This is a genomic window from Cerasicoccus frondis (genome assembly GCA_031296915.1).
GTDB classification, from domain to species: domain Bacteria; phylum Verrucomicrobiota; class Verrucomicrobiia; order Opitutales; family Cerasicoccaceae; genus Cerasicoccus; species Cerasicoccus frondis.
The window spans coordinates 74404-96994 of the sequence record JAVDPC010000021.1; the positions used below are offsets into that span (position 1 = coordinate 74404).

Annotated in this window: 11 protein-coding genes; 7 read left to right on the forward strand and 4 right to left on the reverse strand. The window is 53.2% G+C overall.

The features are described 5' to 3' along the window. The first annotated feature begins 2 nt into the window (after positions 1–2). From RBB63_RS16105 to RBB63_RS16125, 5 genes are all read left to right on the forward strand, one after another. A complete protein-coding gene (locus RBB63_RS16105) occupies positions 3–1871 on the forward strand; it encodes a carbohydrate ABC transporter permease (protein WP_309385996.1) in 1869 nt (622 codons plus the stop codon). A gap of 113 nt (positions 1872–1984) precedes the next feature. Beyond that, complete coding sequence (locus tag RBB63_RS16110; protein WP_309385997.1) at positions 1985–2617, forward strand: hypothetical protein; 633 nt, start codon at positions 1985–1987, stop codon at positions 2615–2617. Positions 2618–2760: 143 nt separating this feature from the next. After that, positions 2761–3801, forward strand: a complete 1041-nt coding sequence (locus RBB63_RS16115) for a hypothetical protein (protein WP_309385998.1) — start codon at positions 2761–2763, stop codon at positions 3799–3801. 91 nt (positions 3802–3892) lie between these two features. Then, entirely contained in the window at positions 3893–5761 is a 1869-nt protein-coding gene (locus RBB63_RS16120) for a beta-N-acetylhexosaminidase (protein ID WP_309385999.1), read from the forward strand. Positions 5762–5785: 24 nt separating this feature from the next. Then, the gene (locus RBB63_RS16125) at positions 5786–6511 is read left to right on the forward strand and encodes a prepilin-type N-terminal cleavage/methylation domain-containing protein (RefSeq protein ID WP_309386000.1); all 726 of its coding nucleotides are present in this window, start codon (positions 5786–5788) and stop codon (positions 6509–6511) included. A gap of 12 nt (positions 6512–6523) precedes the next feature. Here RBB63_RS16125 and RBB63_RS16130 read toward each other — a convergent pair whose 3' ends face one another. The 3 genes from RBB63_RS16130 to RBB63_RS16140 form a co-directional block, all read right to left on the reverse strand. Beyond that, a complete protein-coding gene (locus RBB63_RS16130; protein ID WP_309386001.1) occupies positions 6524–7123 on the reverse strand; it encodes a hypothetical protein in 600 nt (199 codons plus the stop codon). 234 nt (positions 7124–7357) lie between these two features. After that, entirely contained in the window at positions 7358–7960 is a 603-nt protein-coding gene (locus tag RBB63_RS16135; RefSeq protein ID WP_309386002.1) for a PEP-CTERM sorting domain-containing protein, read from the reverse strand. A gap of 24 nt (positions 7961–7984) precedes the next feature. Further along, positions 7985–14581, reverse strand: a complete 6597-nt coding sequence (locus RBB63_RS16140; RefSeq protein ID WP_309386003.1) for a lamin tail domain-containing protein — start codon at positions 14579–14581, stop codon at positions 7985–7987. An 898-nt stretch (positions 14582–15479) separates the two neighbouring features. Between RBB63_RS16140 and RBB63_RS16145 the strand changes: the two genes are divergently transcribed. Together RBB63_RS16145 and RBB63_RS16150 are read left to right on the forward strand one after the other, a co-directional pair. Further along, the gene (locus RBB63_RS16145; RefSeq protein WP_309386004.1) at positions 15480–15725 is read left to right on the forward strand and encodes an ATP-binding protein; all 246 of its coding nucleotides are present in this window, start codon (positions 15480–15482) and stop codon (positions 15723–15725) included. Beyond that, the gene (locus tag RBB63_RS16150; protein ID WP_309386005.1) at positions 15722–16024 is read left to right on the forward strand and encodes a response regulator; all 303 of its coding nucleotides are present in this window, start codon (positions 15722–15724) and stop codon (positions 16022–16024) included. The genes RBB63_RS16145 and RBB63_RS16150 overlap by 4 nt, the downstream gene beginning before the upstream one ends. Positions 16025–16162: 138 nt before the next feature. Here RBB63_RS16150 and RBB63_RS16155 read toward each other — a convergent pair whose 3' ends face one another. Then, on the reverse strand, positions 16163–22534 hold the full coding sequence (locus RBB63_RS16155) for a beta strand repeat-containing protein (protein WP_309386006.1): 6372 nt from the start codon (positions 22532–22534) through the stop codon (positions 16163–16165). Positions 22535–22591: the final 57 nt, after the last annotated feature.

Below are 22591 nucleotides of genomic sequence, written 5' to 3' on the forward strand. Positions count from 1 at the left end.
CCATGCCGATCATTTCTCAACAGGCTTCACGCTCTCCAAAAGGTCGCCTCGCCCACGCCGCGATACTGCTCGCACTCACTCTAGGCAGCATCACAATTTTATACCCTTTTGCACTGATGGTTTCCGGTTCGCTGAAAAGTGAAATGGATGAGAGTGACTTAAATTTAATCCCCAAGTATCTGTATCAGCAATCTGAGCTTTACCAGAAATTCTTGGAGACTAAGTATGCGCAACGCATTGACTTGCTGAACCAATCACACTTATCCAATCACCTTAAATTCCGCCAAGCACCTTCACCTTCCCCCAATGAGGCGCTCGCTAACGAATACGCCTCTTTCTTGAGAGAAGGCTCAATGCCGCCGGAATGGCTAGTTCTGGGCGGAGTCAATGGTCTGAAAACCGTGCCCATCAATTTACGCGAATTGCGCGGGAATTTGAAGCGACAGTTCAAGGGTGATCTGGACGCGTTTAATCGTGAGACCGGCGGAGTTTCAGCAACCTGGCTCAACATAACAATCCCACAACCAGACCCCCTATCTCAGCGCTATGACTATCCTGATAATGCAGTTGGCGAGGCCTATTTCAAAATACAAAAGAGCGCACCCCAAGCAGAGCTCTATGCTGTCAGCCCCACTGGCTTCTTCCTCGACCGCATGGTCTATCCGAGATTTGGGCGATACGACACGAGCGCTTTTGCTAAGTTATTGGGCCAAAAACTCGAAAGCTTTCACGACTTCCGTTTGGAGGAAAAATTTCCCGCACACCAGGATAAAGCCTATCAAGCACTTTGGCTCGAATATGTCATTGAGGAACTCAACTCTTCCTACGTGCAAACAGACAATGTGCCAACGCAGAGCTATCAAGATTTTCTGCACGACGCATACGGCAGCATCGTAAAGCTCAATGAAGCCTGGGTCACGGGATATGAAAACTTCAACGACATTGAATTACCTCAGGGCGCCTGGCTCAATGGAGCGCGACGCACAGACTATAATGCCTTTCTGAAAACGCTTTCACCGGACAAACTCGTATTAACCGGCCCTGAGTATCGCTGGCGTAAATGGCTGCGCCAGCGATACAATTCGCTTTCAGCAATTAATGCGCAGCTCGGTAGTCATTACGAAAGCTTCGAAGAGATTTACCCTCCGTCCGCTCAACTGGAGTGGCAATTCACGCAAGCCAACAGCACCTCGATCAAATGGGAATTCATAGTCCGCAACTTCGTCAATGTGTTCGATGAACTCTTTGTCGAAGGTCGGCCATTTTTAAACACTGTCATCTTCTGCGCACTATCGGTTCTGTCTGCGTTGATTATTAATCCATTAACCGCGTACGCGATGTCTCGCTTCCAGTTGCCTGGGTCCTACAAGATCCTGTTGCTACTGATGGCGACAATGGCGTTTCCACCAATGGTAACGCTCATCCCAACCTTTCTGATTCTACAAAAGCTAAGCATGATGAATACTTTTGCGGCCTTGGTTCTCCCAACCATCGCCAATGGCTACCTGATCTTTCTGCTCAAAGGCTTTTTCGATTCGTTGCCCAAAGAACTATACGAAGCCGCCAGTATCGATGGCGCCTCGGAAATGCGCATCTTCTTTCAAATTACTCTGGCGCTCAGCAAACCGATCTTAGCGGTCGTCGCCCTCAGCGCTTTCAACAGTGCCTATACCATGTTCCTGTATCCACTGCTCGTAGCTCCCGATCCAGACATGTGGCTACTCAGTGTTTGGCTTTACCAATTCCAATTGGAAGCATCGACTGGCGGCATTTTCGCCTCAGTTTTGATCGCCGCCATCCCGACATTACTTCTCTTCATTTTCTGTCAGCGCATAATCATGCGAGGCATTGTCGTGCCGGTTGAAAAGTAACAACTATTCGCTAATTCCAATCTAAATAAACGTTGACAGCAGATACAGATGAGCCAATTATTTCATTCAATGAATCTTCTGGTCAATTGAGTTCAATTTTATAAAATTAAGCTATGTCCTTTCAGTCTTACAGTATCGCAGCCATTAGCTTTCTGCTAACCGTGCTTCCCCTGTCTGCGGAGAGGTTGATCATAGACGATTTCGATAGCTACGCGAACAGCGAGCAACTGCAACGCAATTGGAATTCATTCGGGAGCGCAGCATCCTCTGGCCCAGCAAATCTGGAAGTCGACATGGGCTATGCGAACTCAAATGCCGTTTTGTTCAACTTAAACTGGGATGCCGGTAACAACGCCAATATGCGTATGGCGAAATTTCCAGCAGACGTGAAAGACCTCAGCCGCTACCTTACAGTCATCGTGTGGCTTCGCATCCTAAAAGAATCGGGCGACTTTGATGAACCAAGCGACTCCACCACTCTACGCTTGGCAATACAAGGCGGACCGGATGACAGCATTTGGCAGACGAAGGCAAACTACGAAGTCAAAATCGATTTCGATGATTACAAAAGCGCTGAGTTCTCATTGCTCGATTCAGAAATGGAGCGTGTGTCCGGCAAGTGCAGTTTCAACGAAACCCTTACCAATATAAACAACATCCGCCTTCGCTTCGAAAATGAAATCGAGCCTCAAGTCCGGCAAGATGTCTACATCGATTCCATTCTGGCAACGACCAGTACTGATTAACCAACCGCAACAGCTTTCTTACAATCTTATCTCGTTGCAGCTAATGTATGCCAAGGTGGGTGCGGACCGCACAACCGCACCCACCTTACTGCCAACTCAAATGAGGCATTAGCTCAGTTATCTCAACCCCCACACTAACCATTATGCAGTCTACATTCGCACTTACTCAATGGGCCCGTCGCGGCGCCCTCATTACAACAACAATTTTAGCGGGCTTGGCTCCAGCCGAGGCCAACGCTGAGAGCTGCTCAATCTACTCAGATACGAAGCCGAAAAGCACCGACCTCAAACTAGCCCCGGGAACCGACATCGGCATGTGGGTCTGGCGGCGTGAATACGTTGCGGATGCACAAGAGCAGGAGAAACTGATTCACTTTTGCCAGCAATTCGGCATCAGTCGTATTTTCGTTCAAGTCAGATTCGACGAGTTAGATGGACACTACAGCTTTGCCGATGCTGATCATTGGGATCGTCTGCTTAAGTCCGCCAACGCTGCAAACATTAAAGTCGAAGCGCTGGATGGCGCTGGTTATATGGGATTCGCGGAGTACCGTGAGGACACCTTGCAACGATTAGACGCGGTGCTAGAGTTCAACGAGAACCAGCCATCCGACGCCAAATTGGCCGGACTGCATTACGACATCGAGCCCTACGTTACCGAACGCTGGAAACAGGGAGATCAACAAGCTATCGCCAGCGAACTACTGGAGACAATGGATCAAATTCGCAGCAAAGTTAAAAGCAGTGATCCGTCTCTAACCATTGCTCACGACATTCCCTTCTGGTACAGTGGACGCGACGCACTCAAAGTTAATTTTAACGGATCGGACAAGTATCTGGACGAACACATTCAGGACCTTTCCGACTTCATGGGCATCATGTCATACCGCACCCATATGACCGGCAGTAACTCGGTTTCAGCGGTAGGCCAGGAAGAAATTGATTACGCGAGTCAGAACGGCGGTAAAGTTTATCTATCGCTCGAAACGGTTCCTCTGGAGGAGACTCCAAACATCACCTTTCACAATAAAAGCCCGGAACAATTGGCTATAGCCATCCAGGAGCTTAGCGCACACATGGAGGGGCAACCAGGATTTGGCGGAATCTTCATCCATTGCTATCGCACCGCAGGACCAATGCTCGAAGCATGGGCCAAGACAAGAGAACTACCAGCAACGAACTAATCAATTTACAGTGGGAAGCACGAACAGTAATCTGGAAACCACCATAGACTCTACGGCAGAGTTTACGCACTCCCTAGGTCTGAACCTGGGAATGCTGCCCACAGAACTTGCCGACGGCATTGAAGCGATAAAAGGACTCTTCCCTGATAGTTTTAACGAAGGGGATAACTGCTGGAAAATTGAGTTCAAGCGTCAGTCAAGTGACAAGCCGTTGCTTATCATTTCCCACGATTCAGGGCAAAGCATCAGCATCACCTACTCAGAACCTGCCTGTGCATTTCGCGCAATGGGGATTTTAATGGGTCAGATGGCAGGCAACCTGACTCCCCAAAGGATCTACGAGCAAAGCACCTTTCTCAAGATCGGAGCAATGGTGGATGCTTCCAGAAACGGTGTGCCTCGCATGGACACTCTCAAGAAGCTCATCTGCCATTTTGCGCTCATGGGCATTAATCAACTAATGCTCTATACTGAGGATACTTATGAAATTCCAGGAGAGCCAACCTTCGGCTATTTTCGCGGAGGCTATACCCAGACAGAACTCCGTGAAATAGATAATTTCGCTGTGCAGTTCGGGCTAGAAGTCATACCCTGCATTCAAACCCTCGGGCACCTGGAGCAAGTCCTGCAATGGCCTGAATACCAGGGCATAAAAGACACCAATGGCGTGCTGCTAGTCGGCGAGGAAGGAACAGATCGCTTCGTCGAAAAAATGATCCAATCAGCTTCGGCGCCGTTTCGAAGCAACCGTATTCATATCGGCATGGACGAAGCCCATGGTGTTGGCTCCGGCATCTACCGTTTAAAAAACGGCTTAAGGCCGCCCTTCGACATCCTTTGCGAGCACATGCAAAAAACAGTCGAAACCTGTAGGCGCCTCAACTTAAAGCCAATGGTTTGGAGTGATATGTTTTTCCGCCTTAGCTCGCCTCAAAACAGCTACTACGACATCAACTCCACGATCGATCCTACTCTAGCCGATAAAATCCCCGAGGACGTGCAACTCGTTTATTGGGACTATTACCATGCCGACAAAGACTTCTATAACGAGTGGATTAATCGTCACCGATCACTGGGGAAGCGCCCAATATTCGCGGCCGGCATTTGGACCTGGAATCGTTTCTGGGCTCAGCTTCCTCAGTCCATGAACACGATTCGAGCTGGTATCCAGGCGGCACGTGAAGAAGGACTGGACGAGACATTCGTCACCATGTGGGGTGATGACGGCATGGAGTGCGAATTGTCCTCAGCCTTGCCAGCCGTACAATGCTTCGCCGATCATGCCTACTCTGGGGAATACACCATGGAGCGCCACACGCTCAACTTCCTGGGCAGCGTAGGCGGAACCATGGAGCAATGGATTGCCGGCAGCCAGTTGGATATCTTGCCGATTCAATCAAGCTCAGACTTTGAGGCAAACGCCAGCAAATGGATTTTTTGGCTGGATCCCCTACTCGGGCACTTCGAATGTCAGTTACTACCAGAATTCGTAGAACACTTCAGGCAGGTTTCAGCAGCGTTAACTTCGAGTACAGAGAGTCAGCCGCAAGACCAATGTACTGAAATCATACGACATGCGGCAATTGTGCTAACCCTCAAAACAGAGCTACACCTGACCCTGCGCTCTGCCTACCGCGCTAGAGACTTGGATAAGCTTGAAAGCTTAAACGATTCGCTCATTAACCGATTACAACAAGAGTTAATTGTAATGAAAGATCTCCATGAAGTCAGATGGCATACAAACTTCCGGTGCTTCGGCTGGGAGGTCATTGAGCGACGCTATGCAGGACTGCTTTCACGCATCACCACGCTCCAGAAAAAACTATGCGATTTTCTGGACGCGCCACACACAACAATTCCCGAACTGGAGTGTACGCCAACACAGCTGTGGCCACATGAGCAAACTCAATCCATCACGATAACCCACAGGCAAGCCGCAACGCCCAGCTTTATAGGTTAGCCCAACACTTCAATCTTATACGCTGTGATTCAGAACTACTCTAAACGCCTGGGATTTACACTCGTAGAATTGCTCGTGTGCATCAGCATCATTGCGATTTTGGCCAGCATCTTATTAGTGGCCATCGGAGCGGTGCGGGAGTCGGCAAAAGAATCGAAATCGCTATCGAACTTGCGCCAGATCGCAACTGCGATGCAGATGCACACATCAGAGAACAATGGCCTATATCCACCTGGCTACTTCTACAAACAGGGTGAAGGCGAGCGAATATGGATGGTGGAATTGATTCCATACATTGCGCAAATCAGCGATTCCAACAGTTCAGTGGACAATGTCTTTGTTTCACCACTAGTAGATCAGGAAATCAGAGAAGGTGATCTCGAGAATGGCGTCATCCCATCGACTTACTCTGTGCATGGAGGGCTGTGTCCCAACATTTCCAACGTCGATTCAAGGATTCCTTACTGGAACATTCTTAACCCATCAGATATCATCATCGCTGGCGAAGCAACTTTACGCAGTAATAACACCTACGCCAGTGCCACATTCAGCACGCCGAGCGCTTTCAAAACAATCGGGGTCGAGGCGGACCTAGACGCCCCAATCCCAACCGACACTTCAGACGATGGCATCGGCGGCGCACTCAGTTATCGCGCAGACGGATCAGCTCCAGTGGCTTTTGTTGATGGGCATGTGGAATCAATTCCCAAAGGCAGCGTGCTCTACAAAAACATCGTCATCCGCAAGTAGTAGCCGCACGACTCAGCAATGCTTTTGATTCCGCGCAGACAGCTGCTGAATAGCGCGTTCTCTCGCAGCAAAGCTTTTGGCGGGATCGCTTAACTCAGGCGGATTCCAATTCAGCGCTTCCAAACGCCCCCAATCCCGGCCTAGCATCGTCGCATCGTCATAAACAGGATCCATGCCCGGTTCTGTTGATGGTTCGAAAATATAGCTCGGGTTGCTCAGATAAAGCACACGTGCAGGCGCCGAGCCATCCTGATTGTCTAGTTGCAAAAAAGCTCCCGGCGGTATCAATGCCGCCGCACTGGGAAAACCTTTTCCATCGCTTGCTTCCGGCAATTTCATCTCCAGCATGGTACGGTCTTCATTACTATCAGGTTCCTTGATCCAAATTTTAAGTTCACCCGACAAAAGAACGATCACATGGGACACAAACCGATGGACAATGATATTAGACAGCACGCCTGGATCTATTTGCCCAGCGGCTACACTAAGACCATCGAGCAGATTCCAGGGCAACCCACTCATGCTGTCTTTGGGGTTGAGGAATGGATTCACAAGCGTGCCATCAGGAACACGGTAAAATCCTTCTGAAGTGCAATTGAATAGGCGTTTCATTATCTACGACGGATTGATCAATAACGTGCGCAGGAAAACTGATGAGTAATCTGCTGATCAATACAGCTAACTCCGGATCAACTCGTTGCAAGGCTTCACTGGTTATCAGTAAAAAACGCCCGGCCACTCCAACGAGTGAACCGGGCGTAGAGAAACCTAGAGATAACATGAAGTTGCCGGGTTGAGCAAGTGATGGACCCGGCAACTTCATGTTATCTCTAGAAGCGAGAAGCTTTAATCCTGCCGCCGACGCCAAAGCACGATGCCAAGCCCCAGCAGACCAATCATCACCGCATAGTGCCCTGGCTCCGGCACCACTGTGACGCCAGTGTTCGGAGTGCTCTCATAAGTCCAGTCCAGAATCATGCCACCGGTATCGGCGTTGCCTAACTGCACCCGCATGAAGCCAAAGTGAATGCTGCCATCAATGTCGAACTGAAAACCAAGATAACCGGTCTCGCCAATTTGGAATTGGTCCAAACTAACCCCCAAATGCTCATTCTGAGAGCCGCCAAAGCCACTGCTAAAGTTAAGGCTTCCGTCGACAATCGATCCGGGCGCCAGGTTCACAATGGCGTCGAGATTGCCTGTTCCAGTGCGGGCGGGTTGAAATTCCAACCCATTCGCAACACCACTGCCGCCGAAGAAGAAGTTCACATCTGAATCTGAGAAATCCGCGTCATCGGCAGTCGAAGAGGCGCCAGTCACGATGTCGACAAACACGCCGGTAAAATCCGTCGGAATCGCGATATTCTGCAGGCCACTGTATTCCAAGGACGCGGCTGCTCCGTTGGCGACCAGGGCAAGCGTAATGGTGGAGAGTAAATAGCTTTTCATAGCGTTAACAGTAATTGGTTTCGCTTAGTTCTGAATGATGACGATGCGGGCAAAGCGAGCCTTGCGTCCATCGGGAGTGAAGAATGGATACGGCACGCTGACTGCTTCGACTTCACCGTCGATTGCGAGAACGGTTGGCGTCGCCGTCGATGAGGACCAGGAACTCATGTCGTAGCTGAATTGCACGATATAAGTCAGGCCAAGGGAAGCCGCGTCGCGACGACGGACAAACCACATTTCGTAGTCAGTGCCCGAGGCAGTCGCTTCGATATCGACGATTTGTGCGCCTCGTTGAGTTAAGGTTGTTCCGTCGAGAATCAAGTCAGCGCCACTGTTGTTCACGCTCGGGTCAAGGCCGAAGGCGAAGAGCATCAGATTAGGCATTGAGTTGCCATTGACTGTGCCTGCGGTGTCCGTCAAATCGATGCCGGGGAAGTCCGCAGTCCACGCATTGTAGGCGCCATTAAAGCTGCGGGAAATCGTGCCCGGCGAGCCAATTTCGTTGCTGTCATTCGCCGCGAGGAATGCGCCGTTGACGCCGACCACGCTCAGTTGCGTAACAATCACTACGTCTAAGCCATCGGAGTTGTCAAAGGTGCCATAAGGCGCTGCGTTCGGTGACTGTCCAAAGGATACGTTGGCCCGGCGAACATTGGCTGTATCGTAAAGGTTCACCGCGTCACCGCCGGTGCTCAGGCCAACGCCCGATCCACTGTAACCGCCAATCTGCAAACCACTGGGCAAACTACCATCGAACCACACGTCAGCAAAGGCCGTTTGCGCGTCAGACAGATTAGTCGAGATTTCGATGAAGATGACTGATTCGCCGGGCGCAATACTCGTGATGCCCACCAGCGGCACGGCGGCCACCGGAGACTCCGAACCATCGTCCATTTTCCAATCGGTTATGTCGACCGTGCGCGCGCCGATGTTCGTAACTTCGAACCAATCCGCACCGACGGGACTGTTACCACTGCTCCAGGGCGCCACTTCCGTCACCACTAGATTGCCACCAGGCGCTTCGCCGGGGGAACCGATTTCGTTCGCGTCATTCGCAGCGACAAAAGCGCCGTTCCAGCCTTCCACGCTCAGGAGCGTAATCGTGGTCCCGTCAAGGCCAACCGTGTTGTCAAAGGTCGCATAAGGCGCTGTGCCGTCTGCGGCGCCAAAGCTGACCGACGCCTGGAGCTCGCCGGATTCGTCGTAAAGATTGACCGCATCTCCATTGGTGCTGAGGCCGAGGCCTGAGCCGCTGTAGCTGCCGATTTGTAAACCAGTTGGGGCCGAGTCGCCGAACCAGGTCGTGATGAATGTGGCGGCAGTCGTTGCCAGGTCACTCGTTTCGATGAAGATCACCGACTCACCAGCGGCAATGCTCGTGACGCCGCTGAGGGCCACTGCATTGGCAAAATTCGCTGAACCGTCGTCGACCTTCCAACCGGTGATGTCCACCGCCGAGTCGCTGGTGTTGGTAACCTCAAACCAGTCGCTGCCTACCGGGCTATCGCCACTGGACCAGGGAGCCACTTCGGAAATGATCAGCGCAGGCGCCGGAGGGAGCTCCACCACTTCGTCATCAACGAGCAGCGTATAATTCACGGTCGCATCGGGTGTGCCGCCAACCAACGTATCGTCGACTTCGATCATAATCGAGTAGCTCGTCTGCGTTTCGTAGTCGAGCACTACGCCGGCCTTCAGGAACAGCTCCAGGCCTGAAATCTCAAAGCTTGCTGCATCGGCGCCGGTAATCGTGAACTCGTTGTCGCCCAAGCCGTCGTCATCGAGCACAATGTCCGCCAGCTTGATGCCAAAGGCTGTGCTCGTGTTTTCCTGAATCGAGGTCACAACGTTGTCGAGCACGATGGCCGTCGGTGCTTCGTTGGGAACTTCCGACACTGCAAAGACCCACAATTGCGGGTGATCGCTATCGCCACCACCGTTTTCATTGACGATGTAAATGCGGCCCGCCAAGTCCATCGTGATCCCCTCATGCTGCTGATTCCCGGCGGAGAGTGGATTGCCCAAGTCGCTCTGGATGTTGAGCGTGCTCGCAATGTTGCCAGATCGGTCAACGTTGACGATGCGCGCGTCTTCCTGGCCGACGATGAGCAGGTTGCCATACTGCGGCTGGCCAACCATCGACGGAATGTTTGAGAGAGCATAAACATCGGCCACGTCGGACATACCGAGGAGCGCCGGATCAAAGAGATTCGTGGAATTCTCCGTTGAAGCCGAGCCGTTGCTCGCCGTTCCGGCATCGAAATCGACATTGGTTTGGAATATACCGATGGGCGAAATTTCCTTCAACACGATGAAGCCACCTGTCATCGGGTCGTGACTCATCCCTTCCGTGCCAGTGTTATCAACGAACGTGCCAAGCTTGACCGTCTGCGTGTCGCCGCGCTCGAGCGTGGTTCCAGCCACGTAAGTGAACTTCACAAGCTGGCGGTCGCGCTCTTCACTGAATACAAACTCGCCGCCGCCGATGTAAGTGACGCCTTCAAGGTCGTAGAACTCAGTGCCCTGTGCGCTGCTGCCGAGAGCCAGCGTCATCGTATCGATGAGCTCGCCGGTCTTGGTGACCTGGGTGACCGAGCGACCGCCATCGCCTACAACGAACAGCGTATCGGTATCCCAATTGTAAGTAACGCCAGAAGCTTCCTGACAAAGCAAATTGTGAACGGGCGTGCCATCGGGCAAGGCAGTGCGAGTGGGTTCAGGCAAATCATAGCGGCCAATGCGCACATAAGTCGTCAGGTCGACCTCAGTTGGGCTCGCCACCACAGTCACCGTAACGGTGTCACTATCGATGCTGCCCGCGCTGTTCGTGACGCGCGCCCAGAACTTAGTGGTCTCGGTTAGCGCTGCGGTAATCAGCGTTGCCGAGGTCGCGCCGTCAACCGGTTTCGACGTGTCGCCAGCATCCCCCTCAAACCACTGGATGGTCGGAGTTGGCGTGCCGCTGGCGGCAATACGGACGTAGCCAACGCCACCGGAGCCGATCGTTGTGCCTTCAGCCTGGACGTCGATGCTCGGCAGGAGCGGATCATCGTTGAGGATCGTGCCGACGCCGTTGCTATTGCCGATCACAGTCTCGCCAACGCTGTCCACGAGGTTGGAAAGCGTGATGATCACGGTTTCGTCCTGCTCGGAATCGGTATCGCCCAAAACGGTGACGTCGATGGTCTGCGAGCTTGCTCCGCCGTCTGTGAAGGTCACCGTGCCGGAAACCGCGATGTAATCAATTCCAGCAGTAGCCGTGCCGCCGCCTATGGCGTAATCGACGGAAAACGCGGTATCCGTCACGTTGCGGGTAACGGTGAAGCTGAGCGTGCTCGTGCCGCTGTCGCCTTCCGTCACCGAAGCGCTGGCGATACTGACTGTGGGCACGATTTCACCGGGGTTGCCTGGTGAACCCAAGTCCGTGGCGGGATCAACCGCTTGGAACGTGGCGTAGTTGCTTCCCGTCGCAGCGGTGTAGCGAGGGTTCTCTGTGCCCGAGGTCAGCACCCAAACGAGGGCTGCCGTTTCGGCGCCGCCACCGGCTAAACCAGCATGCTCGCTCGCAGCAGTCGAAGCTGAGCCGTCTTCCATCAGGAAGCCGCCGCCGGCGTAGCTGAAGAAGAAAATTTCATTACCCTCTGGATCGAAGAACGAAACACCATCGCCCTTGCCCAGCCCAGGTGCGCCAACTGATTGGAAAACCTGAACGGTGTCCGACAAGCCCCACCAAGCACGGAAAGCGGCCGGGTCCATTTCCGTGAAGATCACGGATTCGTTCGGTGCAATGAAGGTATCGGCCGGCAAAGCCCAGGCGGCTGCTGAAGCCGCCGAGCGACCGCTGTCGTGCCAACTGAAACCTTCGAGGTTGACAGTGGAAGCGCCAAAGTTCGTCAGTTCCCAGTAGTCTTCGGCGCTAGAAGGAGCCAAGTCCGATTCACTGGTCAGCACCTCGGTCAGCATCAGCGTATAGTCCAGCGCATCGCCGTCATCGGCCACGGTGACGTCTTGCGTCCCTGGATTCGCCCCCGTCGCGGACGCCGTAATGGTCACAGTTTGGTCGCCGTCTGGAAAACTGTCATCCACTGCCGTTACGTCGAAGCTGGCGCTGGCATGACCCGCCAAGATGGTCACCGTGCTCGGAACCGTTGTCTCGCCTTCGTCGCTGGAGCTGAGTTCGACGACCAAGTCTTCGGTGGTGTCGCCGCTGCGGGTTACCGTGCCGGATGCAGCAGGGTTAGAAGCGCTTTCGACAAAAGTGCCTGGCGTGATGACGACTGTCAGGTCAAAGCCCGCGCCAACACCGGACAGGCCGCTAAAGCCAGGTGTGCCAAAGTCGCTTGCATCAAGTGCGGAGGCCCAGGTCGCGTAAGTGTAGCGCGGCGAAAAAGCGCCAAAGCTCGGATCGATCACCAGTGATTCCGATGCCAAGGAACCGCCCGCTGAAATGCCGGCATGATCGCCGATCGATTCGCTGCCATCTGGTCGGATAAATCCACCCGTATCATAAGAGAAGAAGAAGAGTTCGTCGGAGTCGGCGTTAAAGAACGAAACACCGTCACCCTTGCCAAAGCCAGGAGCTTCCGGATCAGAGATGACTTGAACCAATGGAGAGAGCCCCCACCAGGCGCGGAAGATCTCCGGTGTAGCTGCAGTGAAAATAACAGACTCTCCCGGCCCGATGTAGACGCCCGACGGGATCATGACTTCGCCTGCTTCGCGACCATTGTCGCTCCATGACCAACCTGAAAGATCGATCGGCAGCAGGCCAATGTTTGTCAGTTCCCAGAAATCTTCCCCACTACCGTATTCCTGATTGGACAGCAACTCGGTTAGGACCAGCACATCGGCTGGAGCCTGCGCCGTAACAACGCCCGGTGAAGCGATATCCGTCGAAGCAATCGTTGACGGCGTCGTGCCGAGCGTAGTCCCGTCAGCAAAAGTGTAGCGCGGATTTTCTACACCATAGGCGGGGACGATGACCAATGATTGAGTCTTGGTTGCGCCACCGGCGGAAAGTCCCGCGTGATCGCCCAACGACTCACTGCCATCAACCAAGGTAAAGCCACCGACGTCGTAGCTGAAAAAGAAAACTTCGTTCCCCAGTGGGTCAAAGAATGAAATGCCATCTCCACCACCCAGGCCTGGCGCTCCAGAATCACTGATCACTTGAACTGACTCAGCAAGGTCCCACCAGGCGCGGAATGCCGCAGCATCCATTTCCGTAAAGATGATGGACTCGCCAGGTGCGATTTGGATACCAGTCGGGATGACGACCTCGCCCGCTTCGCGACCGTTGTCACTCCACGACCAACCACCCAAGTCGATCAGTCTGAGACCAACGTTGGTCAGCTCCCAAAAATCCTCGCCACCGCCAGAATCTTGGTTTGAAAGCACTTCCGTCAGCAGCAAACCATACCTAGGGCCACTGCTAAAGATGCCGTTGACGCCCGGCGTGCCGAAGTCATTGGGATCGAGTGCGGAAACATCCTTTGCATACGTGTAGCGCGGCGCAGTCGTGCCGTAAGTCGGATCGAGCACCAGCGACTCGGAGTCCAGCGCGCCGCCAGACGAAGGCCCCGCATGCCCGCCAAGCGAAGGACTGCCATTCACCAGGGTGAAGCCGCCCTCATCGTAGGTGAAAAAGAAGATCTCGGCATCGTCCGCGTCAAAGAGCGCAACTCCATCACCACCGCCCAGACCCGGAGCATTGGAATCACCGATCACCTGCACGCTATCCTCAATGCCCCACCATGTACGGAAAACCGCTGCGTCTGCGGCGGTGAAAATAATCGACTCGCCGGACTGGATAAAAGTATCCGTGGGGATCGGCACAACGCCTGCCTCCCGGCTGTTGTCGTCCCAGGACCAGCCGCCAAGATCAATCGGCAAGAGGCCAATGTTCGTCAGTTCCCAAAAGTCCTCGCCAACACCGAATTCCTGATTCGACATGAGCTCGGTCACGAGTAGTCGATCAGCAAACGTTGCATTGTCCACCGAGCCGGGTGAGCCGACATCACCGGCGTCAATCGTCGAAGCGACGGTTCCGAAATTCGCGCCATCAGCGACCGTGTAGCGCGGGTATTCGATGCCGAAGGTCGGATCAATAATCAGGGACGCCGTTTCTGATGAGCCCCCGGCCGAAAGCCCGGCATGATCACCCAGCGACAAACTACCGTCAGAAAGAACGAATCCACCGGCGGCGTAGCTGAAGAAGAGCACCTCGACACTGGCGTCATTGAACAGCGCCACGCCATCGTCTCCCCCCAAGCCTGGCGCGCCGTCGCCCGTCAGAACCTGCACCGTTTCCGGCAGCCCCCACCAACTGCGAAAGCTTCCGGCTTCCATTTTCGTGAAAATAATAGACTCGCCGGGCTCAATCAACGTGCCATCCGGAATGATCGCCGTACCAGCAACGCGGCTATCGTCATCCCAGGACCAGTTACTCAAGTCAACCGTCGTGACGCCAACATTAGTCAGCTCCCAGAAGTCTTCTCCGCCAGCCGAATTTTCGCTCGATAAGATTTCAGTGAGTAATAGGTCTTGAGCAGAGACGGAAGATGTCGCCGCCCAAGCGCCGCAAAGAATAGAAGTGAAGCAGAGAAGCTTTTGGTACGCCATAGTAACGAGGAGCAATAGGAATTTAGATAATGCCAAACAGGCATTTTGCAGTCGCATCAATGTAGGCTCTTCATTTTCGATTCAGTTCAATGCAGAACGTATGCGTTGGCTCGCTAAACGCATTTTTTAACCTGACAGCCACAGTCCGGTAGCGCATTCGTAACAGCGTTACCTCAGTGACATATTTCAACAACCGCGCCCCCGACTTGGTAACTTACAGCCACCGCCAAATCACAAGTAAGCATCAAATCCTAATACCCAAAGTAGTCTACTTTGGATTAAGGACTTCAGCCTACAGTCTGCTTGACCTGATTAACACCAATGATTTTAATGCCAACCGCTACTCCACATGAAATTGGCTTCAAAAATACGCTTGATTGCTGCTTCGCTGGTATTGATCACATCAACCGCAACGTAATTAATTGTCTTCGTTGGGTATAATTCTATCGTCACTCGTTTACAAACGGAGTCCATCGAGCAGCGTGGAGATCTTGAAGTGGAGCGACTAAAAGTCGCTATTGGAGAAGTTTCACATTACATTCGACTACTCGAAGGTCTCCCTAGGTTAATCTGCATTGCGACGATAAAGCCAATGGCCACAGCTCGGAATATGTTGCTGTAGCGGTCGAAGACCTTGCCATCATTTTTCAACAGATATTGGAGGCCAAGCCCCCACTATGATCAATTACGCTTAATTGTCGTCGGCGACGAAGGGCGCGAAGTCATACGCCTGAATCGACTGAACAATGAGATAGTTCGCGTTGGCGAAGATGGATCCCCGTAGAAGGGCTTGCGCACAAATTTCATAGAGGTAACGAATGAACCCAAGGAAGACGCCTACCATTCCAAGGTGAATCTAAACTGGTACTGGAACCGCATCTAAGAACCTTACCGTCCCATGTTCCGTCTGGTTATGCCGATTTTCAGCTCCAACGAGGAACTCTACGGAATAGTCATCATAATCCTCAATTTTCGCGATTTCATCGGCACGACACAAACATCGGAAACAAAAAACACAAAGAGCACCGGCATGCGATTGCCGATATGCAAGCGCATCGTCGAACGCCATGGCGGAACGCTAAACATAACTTCTGGACAAGACTTTGTTCACGTCACTTTCACCCTAAACCTCTCTCCTATATGACTATTTTCGGGCCCAGACTGATTAACGGAACCAGCCCCATTCTGATGGTTGATGATAGTCCAATCGATGTCACTATTGCTAAAAAATACTACCAACGCTCTAGCCTAACCAATCCCCTGATCGTATTCAGTGGAGGAGAAGCCTTTCTCGAACACATGGATCTCGTAAAATACAACGAGGTAGAATACCCGGGCATGGTATTACTCGATATAAACATGCCCAACATGGATGGGTTTGACGTGTTGCGCGCATTGCGCTCGCAACCCTTCTTCAGCGAAGTGCCCCCATCATCATGTTGACGAATTCCGATTCTCGAGCGCACGAAGAGAACTCAATTTCGCTGGGGGCCAATATGTTCAAGACCAAGCCAATCCACTACAAAGAGTACGTTGCTTTTTTTAATTCCCTAGCAGCCTAGTAGCTACGCGATAGAACGGTTATTCCACTGCTGCATCCGAAACCGGCACGGTTACATCCAATTCGATAAAGATAACCTCTTCTTCAGGGACATCGAAATACAAGGTGCGGTATTCGTAACTGCCGTCGATAGTTTCGGTCTTGCTGTTGGCTGGCGCAATTGACGCGCCGACTGCGTCAGCGTCTTCCCAAGTTAACAGGTCCAGACTGCCATAGACGGTGTAATCGAGTTCCGTGGAGTCAATCAGGCGGATATAGCGGTAGTAGAAGTCGCCAGTGTTATCCATGCCGATGACCGGCAAGTAAGTCCAATCAACTACCGCGACATTGGGGTCGCCGATGCCAAAGGCATAGTAGAGAATATTCTCCAAGCCGTTTCCAGACCAGTCCGCATAATCGTCTGATCCATCGGCGGCCAGGCCATACTCCGAACGGAAGCCGTCTATATCATAGGTCACAGTGAGCGTCAGGCTCGTGTCACTCCAGTCTACTGACCAGGCTAAGCCAGCGCTGAGGTCCGGTAAGTTGTGGACGAGTGTGTAGGATTCCAGATCACTGAAGTGCAGCACCGTAAACGAATCGCCCAGACTAGGCGTGAAGTCATTGATCAACTCAACTGTCAGATAGCCATCTAAGACAAACTCACCGGTGATGGTGAGGACATCGTAATCAGTGCCTGCCGTCGTCCCGCCGAGTTCGAGGAGAAGTTCACCACCAGTTTGATTATAGTCACCATCCAAGGTAACGGCTGCGGCTGAGGCCCCAGGACTGAAAGTGCCCGAAACGTTATCCAAATAACCAGTAACCCCCATCGCCTTCAAGGTCGCACCACTGAGGATAGCACAGGAGGTAAAATATCCGATATGAAGTGTCCCGCCAACCAGCAAGGTCGCGTCATCCTCCAGTATCAGACTATTAGCGTACGAATTCCCAACAGTAAGCGTGCCAGAGATATCGACCAAGGTTCCCGAGCCGGTAAAGGTGCCAGCAGTACCAGTATCCAATAAGAGCGAAGTCCCGTAAAACTCGGCGCCGTCTTCCACGGTCAAGGTCGAGCCTCCCGAATAGATGCGATCTTTACCGAATGTTAGGGAGCTGCTGAAGGTGGCTTTGGAGCCGCTGCCACTGACGAGAAACCTACCTTGGCCTACGTTCCCAACAATCGCGGTGCCATCGGTTTCTTCCCGATATTCAAACTGACCGCCATTGGTTATTTCGACATCGCCCGAAGAACGCCACTCTGAAGCCACTTCGAAAAACGAGGAACCGGTGTTCTCGATGATCAAGCTTGAGCTTTCATCAGACACCTGCTTGACAACCACCTTGCCGTAACCATCCGCGCCTACGACCAGTTGCGCCATCGAGGCTGAACTGCCAGATTCAATGTTTAAAGCGCCACTGGCGTCTTTATGGCCACTGCCCAGGATAATACCGGGCAAGCTGCCAGTTGTGGCCCTTGAGAAAGACAATTCGCCAGCACCATCCTCATTAAGGCCCAAATAAATCAAGCCGTCCGCATTGAGAATTCCCTCCTCTCCATCAATGAAAATCTCACCCGTCGCGCCATCGCCGACATAGCAGTCATCCCCAAAGCTTAAGGTGGTATTACTATCCGAAGCATAGGCTTCTACGAGGAGATATGAATCTGCGCCACTTTGTCCGATGTAGCTTTTGCCATCGACCGAGAAATTGCCCCGAATAAAAATATCCACATCGCCTCCATTAGCTCCGGCATAAAAGTCTCCAAAAACCTGGAGCGACTGATAGGTTGTCACTTCTGCCACTCCTCCTTGATAAGCCAGGTAAAACGCATCCCCGTAAGCATCCCAGGCCCCCGCTGTTAAATGCACATACGCCTCGCCATAATCTCCTAAATGAACATCAGCATAAGTGGCAAACTCGCATGAATTACCAACGTCCTGGATTATCCCTTTTTCACCGCTGGCCCAGCCTTCATACAGCTCGGTATCCAAAAACGCCTTCCCGCGTAGATAGAGGTGTGAATAATCGTTGTCCGACACCAGGACGTAGCCAGTGGTGGGCAAGCCGGTTGTCGAGCCATTGCCGATGGTCACGTTACTGTATTCAGAAACATTAAAGTTTGCATTCTTTCCGACATGAAGATCGCCTCCCACGGATAAATGGCTCTGGATAGTATCCGTCGAATATACATTGAAACGTGAAAAGTTGCTGGCGTTATTACTTTCATCCTGGCTCAGATACAGGTCTTCCGTAACCTGAAGCAAACCTCCATTTAGCAAAGTCACTGTAGAGGTGGCGCTCACATCGATCACGAAATTGCTCCCCACGGTGAGTGTGCCACTATCAACCGTCAGAAGCCCATATCCCGAGCCGTCGTCGCCGATATCAAACTGATTCGTCACCGCCAGCGTCCCACCGACAATTCTGGCTTCGCCGTAGCCCTCCTGCCCCATCACCAGGCTATCCACCGAGCCCCGGGCATTTTCCCAAGAGCCATAGCTGCCGCTGCCACTGCCCACGATGACGCTGCCACCAACGCTCAGGCTACCCGTTCCGAAATGTGTCAGCCAGCCTGTCCCGCCATTGGCGCCAATGGTCAGATCGTCGTTAGTCACTTGCAAGGTGGCGCCATCCTTCACCAGCAACGCTCCCTCCAAACTGGCGACACTGCCAATGCTCAGCGATCCATTGCTAATCGTCATTGTAGCGTCTTCTTCGATCGTGACGCCCGTCTTGCCGCCGCTGTTGACTACGTTGATCTGGCGACCGCCAGTCGTATAGCTGCTGGCCTTGTTCCCAATGGCGATGACATGGAAGGCATATGACACGTCGAAGGTCACGGCCCCACCACCCGAGGTTGCATCACCGACGGTTAACGAATTAAATCGAACCGTGTCCCCAAGGAAATTACCGGAAATCGTGACGTCGCTGCTGCCTCCGTCTGGCGCTGCGACGACATCGGCGGCGGTGAAGCTGGACCGATCCTGAATATCCAAGGTCGCGCCGTCACCGAGGTAAAGCTGTCCGCCAACGGTCACCGTCGCGTAGTTGTCAGCGGTAAAGGAATTGCTGCCAGCATCGGCGAGTATCAGGTCACCCGTCAGCGTCATGATTCCTGAGTCGGAGACGATGCCCTCGGCGCCATTGGTTAAGGACAAGGAGACGGCGTCCAAACTAGCGCTATTCATAACCGTCAAGGCCGAGTCGGCATCAAGGTCGATCTGTCCGCCTACACTCACCGTCGCGTAGCTATTGGCAGTGAAGGTATTGCTGCCAACATCATCGAGCGAAAGGCCGCCCGTCAACGTCATGACTCCAGAGTCCGATACCGTGCCGTGGGCTCCATTGGCTAAGGATACGGAAGCGCCGTTATAGTTTGCGCTATTCTTGACCTTAAACGTCGAGCCTCCGCCGAGGTCGGTCAGACCACTTACGTTCACCGTCGCGTTGCTGTTGGCAGTGAAGGCATTGCTGCCAACATCATCGAGCGAAAGGCCTCCTGTTAAAGTCATGATTGCATCTTCTGAGACCGTGCCCAGCGAACTGTTGGCGAAGGTAATCGAGGTACCGTCAAAGGTCGCGCTGTCGGTAACGGTCAACGACGAACCAATGGCGTTGCTAGTCGAGCCCACCGTAACCGAACTGCTGAATGATGCGTTCGAGCCACTGCCGCTCACCAGAAATGCGCCCAGGCCATTCACCCCGATGATCGCCGTGCCGTCGGTTTCTTCCAGGTATTGAAACTGACCGCCGTCGGTTATTTCCACATCGCCGGAAGCATTCACCGATGAAGCCACTTGCAGGAACGATGAAGCCGTATTCTCAATGGTCAGGGTGGAGTTGCCGTTGGCGTCGGAACCCTGAACATCAACTTTACCGTAGCCATCAGCGCCCACCTTGAGTTCGGACGTTTTGGCCGAAGCCTTATCATAGATGGTTAAAGTTCCACTCGCGCCGCTATGCCCACTGCCCAGAGTAATGCCTGGCAGGCTGCTCGTGGTGCTGCCGGCGCCAAAGGCCAGCTCGCCGTCGCCGTTTTGATTCAGGCCCACATAAAAGATGCCCGCTGAATTGAGCGTCGTATTGCTGAGGTCAAGTTTGCTGGTAATGCCGTCTCCGATGTTGCTTATGCCGTCCAGCGTCATGCTACCAGCCGAAAGAACATTTACCGTGCCTCCAGTATAGAGGTCTCCGTAAACGCGAACTGACTCACTGCTGTTGAAATCCACGGTCCCGCCCTGGTAAGCGAGGTAGAGTGAGTCGCCTTTTGCCTCCCAGGTCGTCTCCTCAAGATCCACGTAGGCATAACCGAATTCACCCAAGTGCACGTCGGCGTTGGTGGTCAAGACGCCAACCGGGCCTCCCGAGGCAGTGAACAAGTTTCCTGATTCGCCACTCGACCAGCCGATGTAAAATGCTTCGTCCAATGTCGCATCGCCAAACAGAGAAAAGTCTACGTCGTTGGTATCCGAGACGAGCACATAGCCAGCAGTTGGTAAGCCGCTCGTCGATCCATTGCCAATCGTCACTTTGCTGTATTCGCTGACATTCAACGATGACTTATCGCCCACCTTGAAATCCCCCTGAACCGCCAAAGTGGTTTGCTTGGAGGCCGTCGAATCAACGCTTAGGCTGGCCGCCTGCGCAATACTTGCATTGTAAGCTTCGTCACCCACGACCATGTTTCCGGCGACTTGCATCGTGGCCGCATTTTTCAACTGCACTTCCGACAGCGCATTCACATCCATCTCAAAGTCACTCCCCACGGTCAACGTCGCGCCGTCCACCGTCACATCGCCACTGCCCGAGCCGTTGTTGCCGATCGCAAATCCATTGGCCACCGTCAGCGTCCCACTGGTAAGCGTGACCTCCCCATTGCCGCCTTGCCCAATGCCCACGCTCCCCGCCGAGCCCTGGGCGTTGGACCATTTGCCCGTGCTGCCGCTGCCGCTGCCCACGGTGACGCTGCCGCCGAGGCTCACCTTGCCCGCACCTGAGTGGTTCAGCGTTCCCGCGCCGCCATTCTGCCCGATGACCAAGTTCTCGTTGGAATCCACCAGCTTCAGCACGCCGCCGTCCTGCACCTCGACCTTACCCGCCAAGCCGGACACACTGCCGATGCTCAGCGAGCCGTCCTCGATGCTCCAGGTCGCGTCATCATAAATGGTCACGTTGGTCACGCCACTGCTGCCGACGACATTGATCTGGTTGGACCGCGTCGTGAGGCTGCTTGCTTTATCGCCAATGCCAAAGATCGTATTTTCGTCGTTCAGCAAGAAATTACCAACGCCACCGCCACCGAATGCCCCAACGAACAAGGAGCCAAAACGGATTGTCGTGCCCTCATCTTCGCCGAACTGAGAAATTTCAAAGTCGGAGTCTCCCCCACCCGGACTGACAACTGCGGAATTGGTCGTAAACAATCCATCGTCGTAAACCGTAAACTGCGCGCCATCCCACAGTCGCGTCCTTCCCAAGACTTCCAGATGACCGGAAATCTTCGCTCTGGATGAGCTTCCTGCCGCAGCGGAGTCCGTGCCTCCCAAGGTTAAATTGCTGGCCTGCATATAGGCGGAATCATCGGCCAGATACAGAACTGCACTCGAACCACTTTCCCGCGCCATGTAGACATCTTTGCCTGCATAGAAGCTACTGCTAATAATGTTTAGAGACCCAGAGCCTTCGTTGCCAATGTAAACAGCAAAGGATGGAACCGTGAGCTTGGAGTCGTTATACATATTAATGATGCCCTCCGAGCCACTCCACAACCCTATCCGCAAGCGCTCGTCCACGGTCATTTCAGCTCCTTCATTCAATTGAGCAAAGGCATAGCCGTCCTGCCCGACCGTGAGATTTCCGCCGACATCAATCGTGGAGTCCCCATTGGAGCCGTTTGCAGACAGATAGCCGCTCGCATCGGCGTAGGCCGCCATGATAATCTGCGAATCCGTTTCCAGCGCGCCCTCGTTAACGATCACCTTTCCCGTACCATTAAGATCGCCAATCGTCATTGTGCCCACAGACCAGGTCGAACCTAAGTCGACCTCGACCGACGATTCGCCCGACCCCGAGTAACCGATTTCCGCTTGATCAGTGGTGGTAAAGGTAATCGCCTGATCGTAACCTAGTTCCAATATATGTGTCCCAGATCCCCCCATCCATAACGAAGCGACAGCTAAGCCATCATGCCGAATGTAAATCGACTGATTGCCCGGATTGACGACTGCTTCGTCGTCGATGCTAGGCAGCCTTTGCGGACTCCAATTAGGTGAAAAAAACCAATCACTGTTATAACCGCCTGCCCAGGTGAAGGAACCCGCGTCAAGAGTCTGGGAAGCACCGGCGCCCAGGGAAAGTACGGCAATTAAGCCTGTTTTACGACCTAGCAGTCTCAGGATAGGTGATAGCATCCACCCATTTTACCACTCAATAATGAGTGTATACTTAAGATCGATTGGCTCTAAGCC